Below are 14,105 nucleotides of genomic sequence, written 5' to 3' on the forward strand. Positions count from 1 at the left end.
AGTGGTGGAGCTAAGCAGGATCGAACTGCTGACCTCCTGCGTGCAAGGCAGGCGCTCTCCCAGCTGAGCTATAGCCCCACATTCCTAAATTACATAGTTGTAATTACTTGGCTGCTGAGTTCCAAGCGGGGTGAACTTTAAATATTTTTATAAATTTGGTCAAGTATTTTTTAGCAATATTTAACTGTTATCGTTTATTTTTGATAGACTCGAGAAAAATACCTCGCGAAACGACAAAAACAATGAAAAAAAGTATCTGTATACTTGCTTTGCTACTTGCAGGGTGTGCAAGTAATGAAGCGCCTCCTTATGAAATAAATAACAAGCAGTTTTATGAGAACGTGGATGAGCAAGGTAACAAAATATTTGCTTATGTTGTATCGGTAAAGGCTGAGCATCGCAGTAACATAAACTTAAATAACGGCGGGCGAGGCGAAAAAAGACCGAGCCGCTCTGATGTAAAGCGTTACATAGAACAAGAACACTTCGAAGACTCTAGTGTGTTAAAACTTAAGCTTGAGGATGAAGCCGTCAGGTTTTTAAACGAAACCCTCAGTGAAAATAACTATTGTGAAAAAAAACACGAAATTACACAAGTGCTATGGCGTGACTTAAGTGTGCAGCTAAGAGGGCGTTGTTTGTAGTATGTTGGCCGATAAAGCAAAGCTTGCGCAGTTGTTAGCGCAATTAGGTATAAATTACGATGTAATAGAACACCCTGCGTTACATACCAGTTTAGATGCTGATGCATTTATGGTGGAGCGCCCAGGTACGCGACTTAAAAACTTGTTTTTGCGTGATAATGAGGGCAAAAAGCACTTTTTAGTAATTACCGCACACGACAAACAGCTCGATTTAAAAACCCTATCTAAGCAACAGGGGCTTTCTCGGTTGGGGTTTGCCTCTAGCGAGCGGTTAGCACGTTATTTAAAAGTGGCGCCTGGGTGTGTGTCTATGCTTGCTTTAGCAAACGATAAACAAAGCAACGTTACTTTGTGGCTTGATCAAGATATTTGGTTTAATGAGCTGTTTCATTGTCACCCGTTTGAAAACACCCAAACTTGGCTGCTTTCAAAAAATGATTTAAATACTTTTTTTGAGCATACAGGGCATCAGCCTCGGGTAATGTTTTTACCTTCTCGATAGCCTAAAGTGACTAATACTAAACCAATAAAACACACACTCAGTAAGCAAAGCATAAATGCAGTTTGCCCTGAGTGTTGATAAACAATACCTGGCAATAACGAGCCCAGTGCCCCACCACTATAATAAAACGATACATACCCGCCATTTGTTACACTTGCAGGCGCTTTGCTAATCTTGTTAACAAGTGGAGCAGCGCTTGAGTGTATAACAAACATAGCAGCACAAAATAACGTAAACGCGATTAAAAACACACTCAGTTGCTGGCTTATAAGTAATACAATGCTTAAGTTATACACGATAAAAACCGCAGCAAGTAAATGCCAAGCTGAAGGCACTTTTTTAGCAAGCCAAGGTGTTGCAATAGATGCTAAAGCACCGATTAAGTAGCCGCTGTACACTAAGCCAATATCGCGTGTGTTTGTAATTAAAAAGGTGTTTTGCAAAATAAACGGTAGGTAATTTAATAAGGCTGCAAAGCAAAAAAACATACAAAAAACGGCGCCATACAATTTTAGTACTGCCGCATCTTTTAGCTGCTTAATATACGTTAACGGCGTAAGCGCTGACTGATTAGATACCACAAAGCCCGTGGGCTTTATACTTATAGCCAGGCCAATAAGCACAATCGAAATAACATAATAAAAACTTTGCCAATGCCATACATCACTAAATAAAGCGGCTAATACTCGGCCAAAGTAGCCGCCAGCTATGGTACTGCCTATGTATAAGGTCATATTTTTTTGTAAGGCATCTGCGCTGTAACGTATACCAATAAAGCTTGTCATCGCGGTAAGCGCGGCAGGTAAGGTTAAGCCTTGTATAAAGCGCACCAAAAGTAATAGCTCAAAACTTGGCGCTACTGTAAACAGTATGCAGCTCACTCCTAAAATAAACATAGCAATACGTAAAATAATAAGCGGGTTTTGCTTGGCTAAAAATAGCCCATAAACCAAAGGTGCGATTGCTAAAGGCAGCATGGTTACGCTCATTAAGCTGCCGGCAAGCGCAGGGGAGACGTTAAATTCGCTAGCAAATAAGCTCAATAAAGGCTGAGGTGCGTACAGCACAAAAAATATAAACACCGAGCAAATAAGTAAGTGAGCAAAACGCATTGTAAGGCTTAAAACATAAGCTGATAAGTTAGCCAAAGTATATGAAAAATGGCTTATATTTCATAGGTTAAATCATCAACAATTGCGCTAAATCAAAGTGTATATTCAGCCCTTTGCTAGATTAATGCTAATAGCACTGTTATTTGTACTCGTTGGTGATTAAAATAAACCTAATATAAGTTTTTAGTGGAACAAAGCCATGGGTTCATTACAAGACCAATTGCTGCAAGCAGGGTTAACAACATCGCACAAAGCTAAAGTTGCTAAGTCAGAAAAACGTAAGCAACAAAAAAAGCAAAAAAAAGGGGCTACCAGTAACCCAAGCGATCTGCAAAAGCACATACAGCAAACTAAATTAGAGCAGCAAAAAAAGGCTGAAGAACTTAACCAGTCGCGCCAAGAAGAGCTTAAGCAACGTGAGCAAGTTGCTCGTGTTAAGCAAATACTTGAGCACCATAACCAAGACTCTATCCGCGGTGAGCGTACCTTTAATTTTACTTACGATAACAAAGTAAAAGGGATAGACGTAAACGAGAAAACCCAAAAAGCGTTATCGGGTGGTCGTTTAGCTATTTGTGTACTGGAAGGGCAGTTTTACGTACTCGATGATGAGCCGGCGCGTAAAGTCGCAGAAGTTGATGAAAAGTACATTGTTTTTCATGTTGAACCTGAAAACAAACCAAAAGATGAAGACGACCCATATGCAGACTTTGAAGTACCAGATGATTTAGTATGGTAAGTGTCTGTTCAGTATTGTTTGCTAAAGTTAACAACAATGGCTGAAAACGTAGTCATGTTTGTTTGATCGCCTAACGTAAATTGATACGTATGCTTTTTACTAGATTGTTTACTACAATCAATAGACTATTTTCTAACCGTCAAAAAGAAGAGTGAATATAATGAGCAAGATGAAAGCACTAATAGTAGGCGCGGGTATTAGTTTAGCCGCAAGTTTTTCGTTTAACGCCGCCGCTGCTGATGGCGAAGCCCTTTACACCCAAAAAATGTGTCAAACATGTCACGGTGCAGAAGGTAAAGCACCTATTATGGGCGCATACCCTAAAATTAATGGTCAAAACAAAGACTATTTAGTGGCCCAAATGAAAGATATTAAATCGGGCGCGCGTAGCAATGGTATGACTGCCGCAATGAAAGCAATGGTTGCAACGGTAACGGACGAAGAGTTTGAAGCAATTGCTGACTACCTTTCAAAGGTAAAATAAAGCACCGCGTTTAAAAACGTATTATCGTTTTAAATTAAAGCGCAGCGTAAACAGCCACACAATTGTGTGGCTGTTTTGTTTGTGTTTGCTATAAAATTAATACTGCTTTAGACTTCTAAACATCTATTCGTACTTGTGTTGTTGTACGTATTTTAAAAGGCTGATTATGATTGATTTACCCCAACTAGATTTAAAAAATAAAGTGTCGGAGCAAGAGTGGCAATTGCGTGTAGATTTAGCAGCTTGCTACCGATTAGTAGAGCATTTTCGTTGGGGGGATTTAATATACACGCATTTATCGGCACGTTTACCTGGCACTGATCACTACCTTGTAAATGCGTTTGGCTTAACATTTGACGAAGTAACTGCATCAAACCTGGTAAAGGTTGATTTGCACGGCAATATTATTGACGACACCCCCTTTAGCATTAACCCGGCAGGTTTTACTATTCATAGCGCAATTCACGAAGTGCGTGAAGATGCTCATTGCGTTATTCACTTACATACAAAAGAAACCATTGCCGTTGCTACACAAAAAAATGGCCTATTGCCACTAAGCCAATACTCTATGTTTTCGCTCCCTTCACTGTCTTACCATGGCTATGAAGGGCTGGCTGTAAATGATGACGAGCGCAAAGTATTACAAGATGATTTAGGCAATACCAATCATATGCTATTGGTAAATCATGGTGGCTTAACTGTAGGCCCAACCGTAGGCGATGCCTTTATGCGTTTTTATGACTTGCAACGTGCCTGTGAAATTCAGCTTGCATTACAAGCCAGCTCACAAGAGGTTATTCCGGTGCCGCAGCCAATTATCGACAATATTTATAACCAAGCTAATGTGGTACATAGCGGCAGCACAGGTGGGCAATTAGCGTGGCCTGCCATGTTACGAAAAGCGTACCGACTTGATCCCAGTTTTGCACAATAGCCTGCGTGGCTAATAAGGAATTTTAATGAAAGTAAATCGCGTAGAAGTATTTGATATTCATTGCCCAGAGCGTCCAGCCTGGACGCCGGTTTTTGTACGTATTCATACCGATGAAGGTATTAGTGGTGTAGGTGAAGCTGGTTTAGCTTACGATTTAGGCCACAGCGCAGCAGCAGCAATGATAAAAGAAATGGCTGATGCTTTTTTAATTGGGCACGACCCGTTTCAAACCGAAAAGTTATGGTCGCGTATGTTACGCGAAAGCTTTTGGGGTTTAGGTGGCGGCCCTGTTGTTTATGCAGCAATGAGCGCCATAGATACAGCACTTTGGGATATAAAAGGTAAAGCACTTGGTTTACCGGTATACCAATTACTGGGCGGCAAAGTAAACGATAAGCTACGTACTTACGCATCGCAGTTACAGTTTGATTGGGACAGCGAATTTAAAGCGTTAGTACAACCGCAAGAATACGCAGAAGCGGCGTTAAAAGCGATTGGCGAAGGTTATGATGCAGTAAAAGTTGACCCTATCCAATACGATAAAGACGGCAATACGTATTACGACCGTACTAAAATAATTTCTCGCGCTGAAATGAAGCTATACCGTGCTCGTATGCAAGCTATACGTGAAGCAGTTGGTGACGAAGTGGATATTATTTTTGAATGCCACAGCTTACCTGGCGCGACCTCTGCTATACAAATTGGTGAAATAGCCGAAGAGTTTGATTGCATGTACTACGAGGAGCCAGTTAACTACTTAAACCATTCTTTACATGCAAAAGTAGCAGATAAAGTGGCAGTGCCAATTGCAGGCGGTGAGCGTTTATACAACCGCTGGGGTGTGCGCCCTTATTTAGAAGATCAAAGCATTGATGTACTTCAACCCGATATCGGTTTATGTGGTGGCTTTACTGAAACTAAAAAAGTGTGTGACTACGCCGATATTTTTGATGTGCGTATTCAGGCGCATGTATGTGGTGGGCCTGTTGCCACTGCTGCATCGCTTCATTTAGAAACCGCTATTCCTAACTTTTTGATTCATGAGCATCATACTTATGCCATTAAAAAGTGGAACCGAGAGCTGTGCTTACAAGATCCACAACCAAAAAATGGCTTTTTTGAAGTATCAGAAGAGCCAGGCTTAGGCATTGAATTAAATGATGAGATTGTTATGCGTTCGCAGCGTGTAGAAATTAAATAATTTAAGCTTTATTTAAAGAGCGTTATTTAAATACTATTGTTTAAAGTAAAAGCCGGTAAGTGATAACTCACTTACCGGCTTTTTTATAGCTGTGTTTCTCTAATACCTATGAGCAATACCATTTGAATAGTTAGTGGGTTTAATTGGCAAGATTAATTGTACACGTAACGCCTTTTATCTCAGCGGTGGCTTTACTATCAAGGTGGCGTATATAGCAGCGATTATTGTTTATCATTAACTCAAATTGATCGGGAAAGTTAAGCTGTTTATTGGCTGTTATATCGCTACGGTTTGTGTTTTTAAGAGTAAAGGTACTGGTGTGAATAAAGATATCGTCAGCAAGCGTTACGTTTTTTATATGCATTAAGCGCTCTATAACACGCTCTACCGCTTGGCTATTTGGCTCGGTAAGTAATGCATGATGCAGCTTAGGAGTAGGCTGCGTGTTAGATGCGCAACCACTTAAAATAGTTAATATGCCAAGGGCTGATATTTGCGAATGTAATGTCATAGTCATTGCTGCATTTACGTAAGTGGTTAAATTTAATATAGCTTATCTAGGGTATGTTATAAAAATGCTTAGCATTTGCGTAGCTAAGGTTGTGCCATATTTTATTTGTTTTACACAAAGCTTGATGGCTATGCCAAACATCATTATAGCTTGCGTTAATTTGGCAAACCGGAAAGTTACTCGCAAACATAATGCGCTGCTCTCCAAAGTACGAGAGCATAGTTTCAAAACAATCTTGTTGCTGTTGTAAATTCAACGCTAAAAGCTCAAAACCTGAAAACTTAATCGCTATATTATTGTGCGCACTTAGCATGCGAATGCTTTGCTGCCAGTTATTAATATTATTAGGTAGGCCGCTATGGTTTATTATTATTTTTAGCTGAGGCAGCGCCTTAGCGTAACGAGCAAGCTGAGCGGCTATTGCAGTATTTTCAAGCTCAAACTGGGCTTCATAATGCAGCCCTTGCTGGCAAAGGGTTTGCAAATTACTAAAGCACACTGGGTTTAATAATCGCTGTGCGTTTGCGCCTTCGGTGATATCCCGTATGCCTATTACATGGGGGTGGGCAAGGGCGTTTATTGCTTTTGCAAATTGCACAGGTGCGCAATCTAACTGAGCGTAACTAATGGCTTTAAAGGGAAGCTTTTTTAAATGCGCCGTTAGCCAATTAAGTTCGTTAATGGGGGCGTTGTTATCAAAACCTGCCTCTATATGTACTATGCCGGCGAGGGTAAAGTCACTGCTCTCTAGTAGCTCTTTTTCGCTAATAGGTTGTTTTATTAACTCTAAATTTGGCCATGCTGGTGGGTTTTCGCCTTGCAGCCAAGTATATTGCCCCTCGGCAAGGTTAAAAAAATGCACGTGGGGGTCAATAATTTTCAGGCTCATCGGCATGTGCTCATTGTGTGGTATAGCCGCCATCAATATTTTGTAGGCTACCGGTTATAAAGCTTGCATCATCACTTGCTAAAAAGCTAACTAACGCGGCAACTTCATCAGCTTGTCCTAAGCGGTTTAGCGGTTGAAGGCTTGCTTCTTCTGCCACTATATCAGCCTTGTTAGCCCCACTTTTTTTACAATAAGCATCTATCGCGTTGTGAAATAGAGGGGTTTCTATTGTCCCTGGGCATACCGCATTCGCGCGAATATTAAATTGGGCGTAATCAAGCGCTGTGGTTTTTGCCATAGAAGCAAGAGCATGTTTTGTCAGGTTGTAGGCAAACGAGTTAGGTTTACCAATTATTGCCTGATCTGAGGCTATTAAAATAATAGCGCCATTGTTTTGCGCTTTCATGCTGGGTAGTACACTTTGTACAGCCGCATAGGCCCCTTTAACGTTCAATGCAAATAATGCATCGAAAGTATGCTCATCGGTATCCTCTATGCTAGCACTGAGGTGTTTACCGGCGTTAGAAACAAGTACATCTATGCGTGGGCTTTGTTTACAAATGGCCGTAATACATGCTTTTACAGCACTAACATTACTCACATCGCATTGGTGAAAAACCCCCAGCTCGCTGTACTCAATATCCAAATTGTGCACCGTGTAGCCATTTTCAATAAAGCGTTTTACAACCGCTAATCCAATGCCTTTTGTACCGCCTGTAACAATAGCAACCTTAGACATACCTGCTCCTAATTTAAGGTGTGATTAGTGAGTGTGACCGCAGCCGCCTTCAGCGTGAACATGGCCATGCGAAATCTCTTCACTGGTTGCTTCACGAACCGATACCACTTCTAAATCAAACGTTAGCGTTTTGCCTGCAAACGGGTGGTTTAAATCGCAATCTGCATTAAAGCGGCCTACTTTAACTAATGTTACCTGGTGTTGGCCTTGGTTTGAGTGCACCATCGCAGTCATACCTGGTTTCCACACTTTTACGTCACCTTGTAGGTGTTTAAGCGGAATACGCTGAATTAAATCGTCAACTCGCTCACCGTATGACTCGCTAGGCTCAAGTGTTACGCTAAACTTATCGCCAGCGGCTTTGCCTTCAAGGGCTTTTTCTAAGCCAGGAAGCATGCCTTCGCTGCCATGAATATAGCTAAGAGGCGCGTGGTTTACACTGCTTTCTAGTTGCTCGCCCGCTTCGCTTAATGTGTAATGAAATTCAACTGCTGAATTTTTGCTAATTTGCATGCTTGTCTCTTTAAGTTTTTGACTAAGTTAAAAGCCGATTTTACGCGAAATACCGCGCTTTATAAACTCAGCGTGGTTGAATAAGTGATTTTTGTAGATCTTGCAGTAAATCTTGTTTTTGTTGCGGCTGTTTGGGTTTTTCTGCCTGGGGAATAAATAGCGTTAATTGCGTGCCAGGCTTTAAAATGCTTGAGGCACTTAAGTTGTTCCATTTAGCTAAATCACTGTGCGGCACTTCGTAAAGCTGACTAATGCTCCACAAGCTATCGCCTTGTTTTACTTCATAGCCTATTTCAAGAGTGGGGATCACGACTTCTTGTGGCTCTAAATAAGGACTAATTTGATAATCTATAGTGAGCGATTTTGGGAGCGTTTTAGGCTGTCCAACCAGCAGTTTTTCACCTATGCCTATCATATTATTTTGTTTGCCATTGAGCTGCTTTAACGCGCTTACCGACATGCTGAAGCGCCTTGCAATGCTGTATAGCGTATCATTTTTTTTAACGATGTATTCGCCTGCAAAATTAGACTTAAAAAACTGACTTTTTAACAGTGCCTCTTGGCCGATAGGTAAAAGCAATGAGTGGGGACCATTAGGTGAGCTTTGATTTTTTAAATAGCCTTGGTTAAGCGCGTGCAACTGTTTTGAGCCAACCCCAGAGAGCTTAGCGATGACCGAAAAATCAAACTGTTGGCCCACATTCATTTGCGTTGTTATTGGTTTATTAGCCAGTTTAGGACGCTTAAAGCCTTTTTGCGGGTGTTTAACTAAGTAGCTGAGCGCTAACAGTTTAGGTACGTAGTCGGCCGTTTCTTTTGGCAGCTTTAGAGAAAAGTAATCGGTACTTTTACCGCGTTTTTTATTTCGCTCAATGGCTCGTTTAACACGCCCCTCACCACTATTATAAGCCGCTAGGGCGTGTAGCCAGTCGCCATCAAAGCGTTTGTGTAAATAGCTGAGGTATTCAAGTGCGGCATCGGTGGAGGCAAGTACATCTTGTCGTCCGTCATACCACTGATCGGATTTAATGCCAAAATGATGCGCTGTGGCGGCCACTAACTGCCAAACACCTACTGCTTGCTGCGATGAGGCAATGGTGGGTCTAAAATCACTTTCTACAAAGGGCAGTAAAGCCAGCTCCATAGGCAGGCGCTTTTGCTCAATTTTTTTTACGATATGATACAAATAAGGCGCGGCGCGTTTATTTACCGTGGGTAAATAGTTAGGCTGTTTTAAATACCAGTTAATACGCTTTTTTAAGGCGCGATTTTGATACACCGTAAAATGTAGGTTGTTGGCAATATGCACCCATAGGTTTTTAGCTTTGGCGGGGCGCTTTTTTACAATTGTTTTTTTTGCCTTTACCGGCGGCGCAGTATTGGCTTGCTGTAATTGTTTTGGCTGTACAGGCTCAAGCTCTATTTGGTTTTCGTAGCTTGGCTCAAAGTGAGTAAAAATTTGTGGTGCGTCTGTTTCGGGTTGTGTTTGTGTGCTGTTACAGCCATACAAAAAAATAATTACACAAATGACAAGCAATCCACGCATCTTCATCTCTTATCTACAATCCTTTATTTTATAACACTACTGCGCGTGCTCAATTAACTGGGCGCGCTTAAGCCCAGCCTGTAAAAATAACTGGCTCGACTTTGTATTTAACGCTTCTTGTTTATATGGTGCTAAAACATCCGCAGGGAAACTCTCAGTAAGTTGCTCAAGCGTTTGTTTTTTATTGTTTTTCACATGGATTATTAAATTTGTTAAAAACAATAAAGGCTGCTTAAGTTGCGCTTTTTCAAGCGCCCCGCCGTGGCCGGGAAGTATTGTACGCAAATTAGGCTGATTAATATAGCGTTTGAGCAAGGCTTGCCAATTTTGTAACTGGCCGTGGCCTGGGTAGGGTAGCCAGTCAACAATATCGCCGCCTATTAGCAGCGTGCCATTATTGGTACTAAGTGTTAAATCGCCGTTTGTGTGGGCTTTTTCGGGTGTTATTTGTACCGCAAAGTTACCTAAATCAATACTTTGTTGCTCGCTGATTACGGTGCTAGGTGATTTTAAGTGATAGTTTTTCCAACGTAAAAAACGTTGTTTAGCTAAAGAGAGCTTTTCGCGCCACTGTGCTTGCTGTTGCTCGGGCAATGTGGCTAAGCGCTGATAGCTCAGCTCTATACTTTTTTCATAGCCTGCTAACTTATCATCATAAGCCTGTTGGTATGTGGCAAAATTATCGGCTACCTGTTTATGCACTATTAGCTGCGCTTTTGGGAAGGCATTTTGTAATACGGCCATGCCGAGTAAATGGTCGTCATGAAAGTGAGTCGCAACTAAATAACAGAGCGGGGTTTTAAGGTGTTTTTTTAACTGTTTTGCCAGTGCTTCAACGGCTGCAAAGTTTCCGCTTGCATCTACCATGAGTGCGCATTGCTCGCCCTCTATGAGCACTTGGTTGGAATCGTAAAAACGTAATTTATCTTGTTGTTTTAAAAATTGTACATTTTCGTTTATTTGCTGCCAAGTAACCGCTGCCTTACTAGAGTGAGAAAGTAGGCTAAGGGTAATAAAAAGGGCGGGGATTACAGTTACTAAAAGGGGTTTTAATGTCATTGTGTGTCTCTGCGCAGCATTTATTTACCCTCATAATAAACAAAAAGCGCACGGGGCGCTTTTTATTTTTTTATTGGGTCACTCGCCAAGCATTGGCTGAGTTTATCAATGAGTTGATCTTGTTGCTGTTGCTCTACACTGGCATGCGTTTTAGCTTCTAGCAACTCATGGCTAAGTGTAAGTGCTGCTAAAAGTATCGCCTGTTGTTCGTTGCGAACTGATGAGCGTTGCTTTGTTTGCTCAACCAAGTCATTTAAATTTTGTGCTGCTGCTATTAATGCATCTTCTTGCCCAGCCGGGCATGCAAACTGCTGCTCTTTACCTAGCAACTCAACTGTGACCCGCTGGTTTTGCAGCTCAGACATTAGCTTGCCTGTTGTGCGCTTTGTAGTTTATCAAGTAAGCCTGTTAACGTAGAGCTGGCATCTTTTTGCTTTTCTTCGTTTTCAAGGGCTTCTAGTTGTAAAATTTCGTTTTCGTCACTTAGTTTTGCGTTTTGCTCTTTTAAGCTAGCAACATCTGTTTGTAATTGGTTGTTGCGCTCGATAAGCGAGTCAATCAGTTGTTCGAGTTGTTGAAGAGTTGTGTTGTTCATAAAGGCGCTCATATAACTGTAATTAATGTCATGCAAATGTAAAGCAAAGTGTGTTGTTTTGCCAGTATTTACGGTGGTTTTAGCACAATTTTATTGTTTATTAAGTGATAATTCAGGGTGGCGGCTTTTTTGTTCATAAATGGTTCACTTAACTGCTCGCAAAGCGGTGTATAGGTTGCCAAAATACAGAGCTTATGGTTCACTGCCGATATTAAATTGCGTATAGCGAAAATTAACAATGCTTAGTTACAGACACTCTTTTCATGCAGGTAACCCTGCCGATGTGCTTAAACATTTTGTACTTGCACAGGTACTTCAATATCAAACCATTAAAGATAAACCTCTCGATTATATTGATACCCACTCTGGTGCGGGATTTTTTGAGTTAAGTTCATCTGATGCCCAAAAAACACAAGAATACAAAGAGGGCATTGCTAAGCTTTGGCAACATAGCAGTAAACACGAGGCGCTAAACGATTATATTGCATTAATTAAATCGTTTAATGATGGGGATGAACTGGCGTTTTACCCCGGTTCGCCAAAAATTGCTGAGCATTACTTACGTCGTCAAGACAAAGGCTGGTTTTTTGAATTACACCCGCGCGATTTGCAGTTACTTGAGCAAAACATGCAAGGTAAGCGCTCTATTCGCGTACGTGGCGAAAACGGTTTTGCCGGATTAATAGGGCTACTTCCGCCAGCTTCGCGCCGTGCATGTGTGCTTATTGACCCACCTTATGAGATAAAAGACGATTACGATACTGTAGTAAGCACACTAGTTAAGGCGCACCAGCGCTTTGCTACCGGCACATATATGATTTGGTATCCCGTTGTTGATAGAGAGAGAATCAATACAATGGAGCAAGGGCTGATTGAGTCGGGAATGCGTAATATTCAATTATTTGAGTTAGGCACGCAAGCGGATACTGATGTACACGGTATGACGGCATCAGGCATGATTGTTATTAACCCACCGTGGAAATTAAAACAAACTATGGACAGCATATTACCTGAGTTAGTTGAACTTTTAAGTGAGCCTAGCGGGTTTTATAGAAGCGAGCAGTTAGTCGACGAATAACTGCCTGCCATTATGTAAAGTAAAAGCCCAGCTGGGCTTTTATTTAATTAAAATAAACCGCATTAAAGGTGGCAAGCGTGTTGCCACTGCTATCTTTTAATTCTAAAGACTCGCCTTCTATAGCCCACTTTTGCGTGTTATTGAGCATGTTTAACATAGCCGCTTCTTGCTCCATGCTTTGTGAGCACATTTTTTTTGTACTTGCCAATTGGCTAAACGAAATTGAATGTTGCTCTGTGCTATAGCTACCACTGACATTATTACACCCTAAAAAGCCGTTAACGCGGTTATCTTTATCAAATTGTATAAATGGCTCTTTTGTTCTTACACTGACTGTTTGCGCGTTAATTGTAACGGCTTTCCAGTATGTATTTGTAAGGGTAACATCACTTTTAGGTGAGGCGACTTTTTCAAGCTCAATTTCGTGAAGAATCCCTGAGTTTGCATTTTTAAAAGGGTCGTATTGCATTGTGCTGGTATAAAGAACCTTGTCTTTATTAATGATTCTAGCGGTGAGGTTATAGCGGTGTTTATCAACAATGTTGTTGTCATCATAAGCTAGCTCCACGGTATACGGCGGTGCTTTATTTATATCAATTACTTGTTGCGTAATTATTTCGGCTTTTATATCTGCTTTTGACACATCAGATAGCGTTACAATTAGTTGTGAGCCAGGGCGTGGCATACTGCGATCTTTATAGCTCACTTGCGTGGTTAAACCCATAACGCTTTTTTCTTGTACTGTGGATTGTGATTCGTTAGCTGGTTTTTCACAGCCCGCTAATGTGAGTGCACTTAGGGCTAATAAACCTAAGCCAGTAAATGTACGTTTTTGAAACCTAAATTGCTGCTTTGCCATGCTTGCGCTCCTTATTCCTATATTGCTGGTAAGTGTAGGGGGGAGGAGCTTAATCATGGCTTAATTTTTTTAGGCACAAAAAAGGCGCTAATGCGCCTTAACATAATGCTTTAACGCTATTTTTTTACAAACTTTGTTAAAATAACAATACGTTGGCCGTCTACTCGCCCTTCAATATGTTCAGGGTTATTTGTTAAGCCTATATTGCGTACTGCTGTGCCGCGTTTGGCGGTCAAGCTACTACCTTTAACGTCTAAGTCTTTAATTAAAGTAACGGTATCGCCAGCTTGTAGCACTACGCCGTTACTGTCTACGTGTTTTATATCGTCATCTTCAGCAAGGGCTTTTTTAGCCCAAGTAAGGGTGTCTTCCTCTAGGTAAATCATGTCGAGCGCATCTTGTGCCCAGCCATTATCAACAGCTAAGCGCGTTAGCATTCTGTAAGCCACTACTTGTACGGCAGGTGTTTGGCTCCACATGCTGTCGTTTAAACAGTGCCAATGTGTTGGGGTAAGCTCGCTGTTGTTTTCTATTTGATCTTTACAGGTTTGGCAGGTGTAAATGCATTTGTCTGAATGGGTTTCGGTAACAGGAGGCACTTCGTAAACAGATAAGTGCTCGGTTGCGCTGCATAATTCACACTGGTTATTACTGCGCTCGATTAAGGCTTTTTCAATACTCATAAGGCGTTCTTATATAG

General features: G+C 41.3%; 18 protein-coding genes and 1 tRNA gene. 7 read left to right on the forward strand and 12 right to left on the reverse strand.

Annotated elements, in window-relative coordinates; all coding sequences use genetic code 11:
• Positions 1-2 precede the first annotated feature (2 nt).
• Positions 3-78, reverse strand: a tRNA-Ala gene (locus tag MTF68_RS14495).
• A gap of 164 nt (positions 79-242) precedes the next feature.
• On the opposite strand from MTF68_RS14495, the gene MTF68_RS14500 reads away from it, so the two are divergent.
• Positions 243-644 (forward strand): hypothetical protein, encoded by a 402-nt coding sequence (locus MTF68_RS14500; RefSeq protein WP_248462889.1) that lies wholly within the window; start codon positions 243-245, stop codon positions 642-644.
• A gap of 1 nt (position 645) precedes the next feature.
• Positions 646-1,146 (forward strand): prolyl-tRNA synthetase associated domain-containing protein, encoded by a 501-nt coding sequence (locus tag MTF68_RS14505; protein ID WP_004587652.1) that lies wholly within the window; start codon positions 646-648, stop codon positions 1,144-1,146.
• On the opposite strand, the gene MTF68_RS14510 is transcribed toward MTF68_RS14505, so the two are convergent.
• The gene (locus MTF68_RS14510) at positions 1,113-2,258 is read right to left on the reverse strand and encodes an MFS transporter (RefSeq protein WP_055252587.1); all 1,146 of its coding nucleotides are present in this window, start codon (positions 2,256-2,258) and stop codon (positions 1,113-1,115) included. The two genes, MTF68_RS14505 and MTF68_RS14510, sit on opposite strands and share 34 nt — an antisense overlap.
• A 199-nt stretch (positions 2,259-2,457) precedes the next feature.
• Between MTF68_RS14510 and MTF68_RS14515 the strand changes: the two genes are divergently transcribed.
• The 4 genes from MTF68_RS14515 (at position 2,458) to MTF68_RS14530 (ending at position 5,616) form a co-directional block, all read left to right on the forward strand.
• Complete coding sequence (locus tag MTF68_RS14515; RefSeq protein ID WP_004587650.1) at positions 2,458-2,997, forward strand: DUF2058 domain-containing protein; 540 nt, start codon at positions 2,458-2,460, stop codon at positions 2,995-2,997.
• A 160-nt stretch (positions 2,998-3,157) separates the two neighbouring features.
• Positions 3,158-3,481 carry a c-type cytochrome gene (locus MTF68_RS14520; RefSeq protein ID WP_004587649.1) on the forward strand — a complete coding sequence of 108 codons (324 nt, stop codon included), beginning with the start codon at positions 3,158-3,160 and terminating at the stop codon, positions 3,479-3,481.
• A 166-nt stretch (positions 3,482-3,647) separates the two neighbouring features.
• Positions 3,648-4,415, forward strand: a complete 768-nt coding sequence (locus tag MTF68_RS14525; RefSeq protein WP_024031462.1) for a class II aldolase/adducin family protein — start codon at positions 3,648-3,650, stop codon at positions 4,413-4,415.
• 25 nt (positions 4,416-4,440) lie between these two features.
• Positions 4,441-5,616: a mandelate racemase/muconate lactonizing enzyme family protein gene (locus tag MTF68_RS14530; protein ID WP_054983246.1), complete on the forward strand. Its 1,176-nt coding sequence runs from the start codon at positions 4,441-4,443 to the stop codon at positions 5,614-5,616.
• 139 nt (positions 5,617-5,755) lie between these two features.
• On the opposite strand, the gene MTF68_RS14535 is transcribed toward MTF68_RS14530, so the two are convergent.
• The 8 genes from MTF68_RS14535 to zapB all read right to left on the reverse strand — a co-directional run bounded on the left by MTF68_RS14535 (position 5,756) and on the right by zapB (position 11,468).
• Positions 5,756-6,127: a hypothetical protein gene (locus MTF68_RS14535; protein ID WP_248462891.1), complete on the reverse strand. Its 372-nt coding sequence runs from the start codon at positions 6,125-6,127 to the stop codon at positions 5,756-5,758.
• A 46-nt stretch (positions 6,128-6,173) separates the two neighbouring features.
• Positions 6,174-7,016, reverse strand: coding sequence for an amidohydrolase family protein (locus MTF68_RS14540; RefSeq protein WP_248462893.1), 843 nt, complete (start codon positions 7,014-7,016; stop codon positions 6,174-6,176).
• Positions 7,017-7,026: 10 nt separating this feature from the next.
• Positions 7,027-7,755 carry an SDR family oxidoreductase gene (locus MTF68_RS14545; protein ID WP_054983248.1) on the reverse strand — a complete coding sequence of 243 codons (729 nt, stop codon included), beginning with the start codon at positions 7,753-7,755 and terminating at the stop codon, positions 7,027-7,029.
• 24 nt (positions 7,756-7,779) lie between these two features.
• The gene (locus MTF68_RS14550; RefSeq protein WP_248462895.1) at positions 7,780-8,268 is read right to left on the reverse strand and encodes a peptidylprolyl isomerase; all 489 of its coding nucleotides are present in this window, start codon (positions 8,266-8,268) and stop codon (positions 7,780-7,782) included.
• 67 nt (positions 8,269-8,335) lie between these two features.
• Positions 8,336-9,814, reverse strand: coding sequence for a LysM peptidoglycan-binding domain-containing protein (locus MTF68_RS14555; protein ID WP_248462897.1), 1,479 nt, complete (start codon positions 9,812-9,814; stop codon positions 8,336-8,338).
• A gap of 36 nt (positions 9,815-9,850) precedes the next feature.
• Positions 9,851-10,873, reverse strand: a complete 1,023-nt coding sequence (locus MTF68_RS14560) for an MBL fold metallo-hydrolase (protein WP_248462899.1) — start codon at positions 10,871-10,873, stop codon at positions 9,851-9,853.
• Positions 10,874-10,935: 62 nt separating this feature from the next.
• Complete coding sequence (locus MTF68_RS14565; RefSeq protein ID WP_029772040.1) at positions 10,936-11,238, reverse strand: cell division protein ZapA; 303 nt, start codon at positions 11,236-11,238, stop codon at positions 10,936-10,938.
• On the reverse strand, positions 11,238-11,468 hold the full coding sequence (zapB, locus tag MTF68_RS14570) for a cell division protein ZapB (RefSeq protein ID WP_024031454.1): 231 nt from the start codon (positions 11,466-11,468) through the stop codon (positions 11,238-11,240). Before zapB ends, MTF68_RS14565 begins: the two co-directional genes overlap by 1 nt.
• Positions 11,469-11,706: 238 nt before the next feature.
• On the opposite strand from zapB, the gene rlmJ reads away from it, so the two are divergent.
• On the forward strand, positions 11,707-12,546 hold the full coding sequence (gene rlmJ, locus MTF68_RS14575) for a 23S rRNA (adenine(2030)-N(6))-methyltransferase RlmJ (RefSeq protein WP_248462900.1): 840 nt from the start codon (positions 11,707-11,709) through the stop codon (positions 12,544-12,546).
• A gap of 43 nt (positions 12,547-12,589) precedes the next feature.
• Here the strand turns inward: rlmJ and MTF68_RS14580 are convergent, their stop codons facing one another.
• Together MTF68_RS14580 and MTF68_RS14585 are read right to left on the reverse strand one after the other, a co-directional pair.
• Positions 12,590-13,405: an META domain-containing protein gene (locus tag MTF68_RS14580; protein WP_248462901.1), complete on the reverse strand. Its 816-nt coding sequence runs from the start codon at positions 13,403-13,405 to the stop codon at positions 12,590-12,592.
• A 116-nt stretch (positions 13,406-13,521) separates the two neighbouring features.
• Positions 13,522-14,088 (reverse strand): alkylphosphonate utilization protein, encoded by a 567-nt coding sequence (locus MTF68_RS14585; RefSeq protein ID WP_055252603.1) that lies wholly within the window; start codon positions 14,086-14,088, stop codon positions 13,522-13,524.
• Between the last annotated feature and the right edge of the window lie 17 nt (positions 14,089-14,105).

It is taken from the genome of Pseudoalteromonas sp. 2CM37A, from assembly GCF_023161885.1.
In the GTDB taxonomy this organism is placed as follows: domain Bacteria; phylum Pseudomonadota; class Gammaproteobacteria; order Enterobacterales; family Alteromonadaceae; genus Pseudoalteromonas; species Pseudoalteromonas atlantica.

Coding starts and splice junctions, on each gene's coding strand:
- zapB (WP_024031454.1), bottom strand. CDS start 11,468: ATGAACAACACAACTCTTCAACAACTCGAACAACTGATTGACTCGCTT.
- MTF68_RS14545 (WP_054983248.1), bottom strand. CDS start 7,755: ATGTCTAAGGTTGCTATTGTTACAGGCGGTACAAAAGGCATTGGATTA.
- MTF68_RS14530 (WP_054983246.1), top strand. CDS start 4,441: ATGAAAGTAAATCGCGTAGAAGTATTTGATATTCATTGCCCAGAGCGT.
- MTF68_RS14505 (WP_004587652.1), top strand. CDS start 646: ATGTTGGCCGATAAAGCAAAGCTTGCGCAGTTGTTAGCGCAATTAGGT.
- MTF68_RS14520 (WP_004587649.1), top strand. CDS start 3,158: ATGAGCAAGATGAAAGCACTAATAGTAGGCGCGGGTATTAGTTTAGCC.
- MTF68_RS14550 (WP_248462895.1), bottom strand. CDS start 8,268: ATGCAAATTAGCAAAAATTCAGCAGTTGAATTTCATTACACATTAAGC.
- MTF68_RS14510 (WP_055252587.1), bottom strand. CDS start 2,258: ATGCGTTTTGCTCACTTACTTATTTGCTCGGTGTTTATATTTTTTGTG.
- MTF68_RS14515 (WP_004587650.1), top strand. CDS start 2,458: ATGGGTTCATTACAAGACCAATTGCTGCAAGCAGGGTTAACAACATCG.
- MTF68_RS14585 (WP_055252603.1), bottom strand. CDS start 14,088: ATGAGTATTGAAAAAGCCTTAATCGAGCGCAGTAATAACCAGTGTGAA.
- MTF68_RS14565 (WP_029772040.1), bottom strand. CDS start 11,238: ATGTCTGAGCTGCAAAACCAGCGGGTCACAGTTGAGTTGCTAGGTAAA.
- MTF68_RS14560 (WP_248462899.1), bottom strand. CDS start 10,873: ATGACATTAAAACCCCTTTTAGTAACTGTAATCCCCGCCCTTTTTATT.
- MTF68_RS14535 (WP_248462891.1), bottom strand. CDS start 6,127: ATGACATTACATTCGCAAATATCAGCCCTTGGCATATTAACTATTTTA.
- MTF68_RS14525 (WP_024031462.1), top strand. CDS start 3,648: ATGATTGATTTACCCCAACTAGATTTAAAAAATAAAGTGTCGGAGCAA.
- rlmJ (WP_248462900.1), top strand. CDS start 11,707: ATGCTTAGTTACAGACACTCTTTTCATGCAGGTAACCCTGCCGATGTG.
- MTF68_RS14500 (WP_248462889.1), top strand. CDS start 243: ATGAAAAAAAGTATCTGTATACTTGCTTTGCTACTTGCAGGGTGTGCA.
- MTF68_RS14555 (WP_248462897.1), bottom strand. CDS start 9,814: ATGCGTGGATTGCTTGTCATTTGTGTAATTATTTTTTTGTATGGCTGT.
- MTF68_RS14580 (WP_248462901.1), bottom strand. CDS start 13,405: ATGGCAAAGCAGCAATTTAGGTTTCAAAAACGTACATTTACTGGCTTA.
- MTF68_RS14540 (WP_248462893.1), bottom strand. CDS start 7,016: ATGAGCCTGAAAATTATTGACCCCCACGTGCATTTTTTTAACCTTGCC.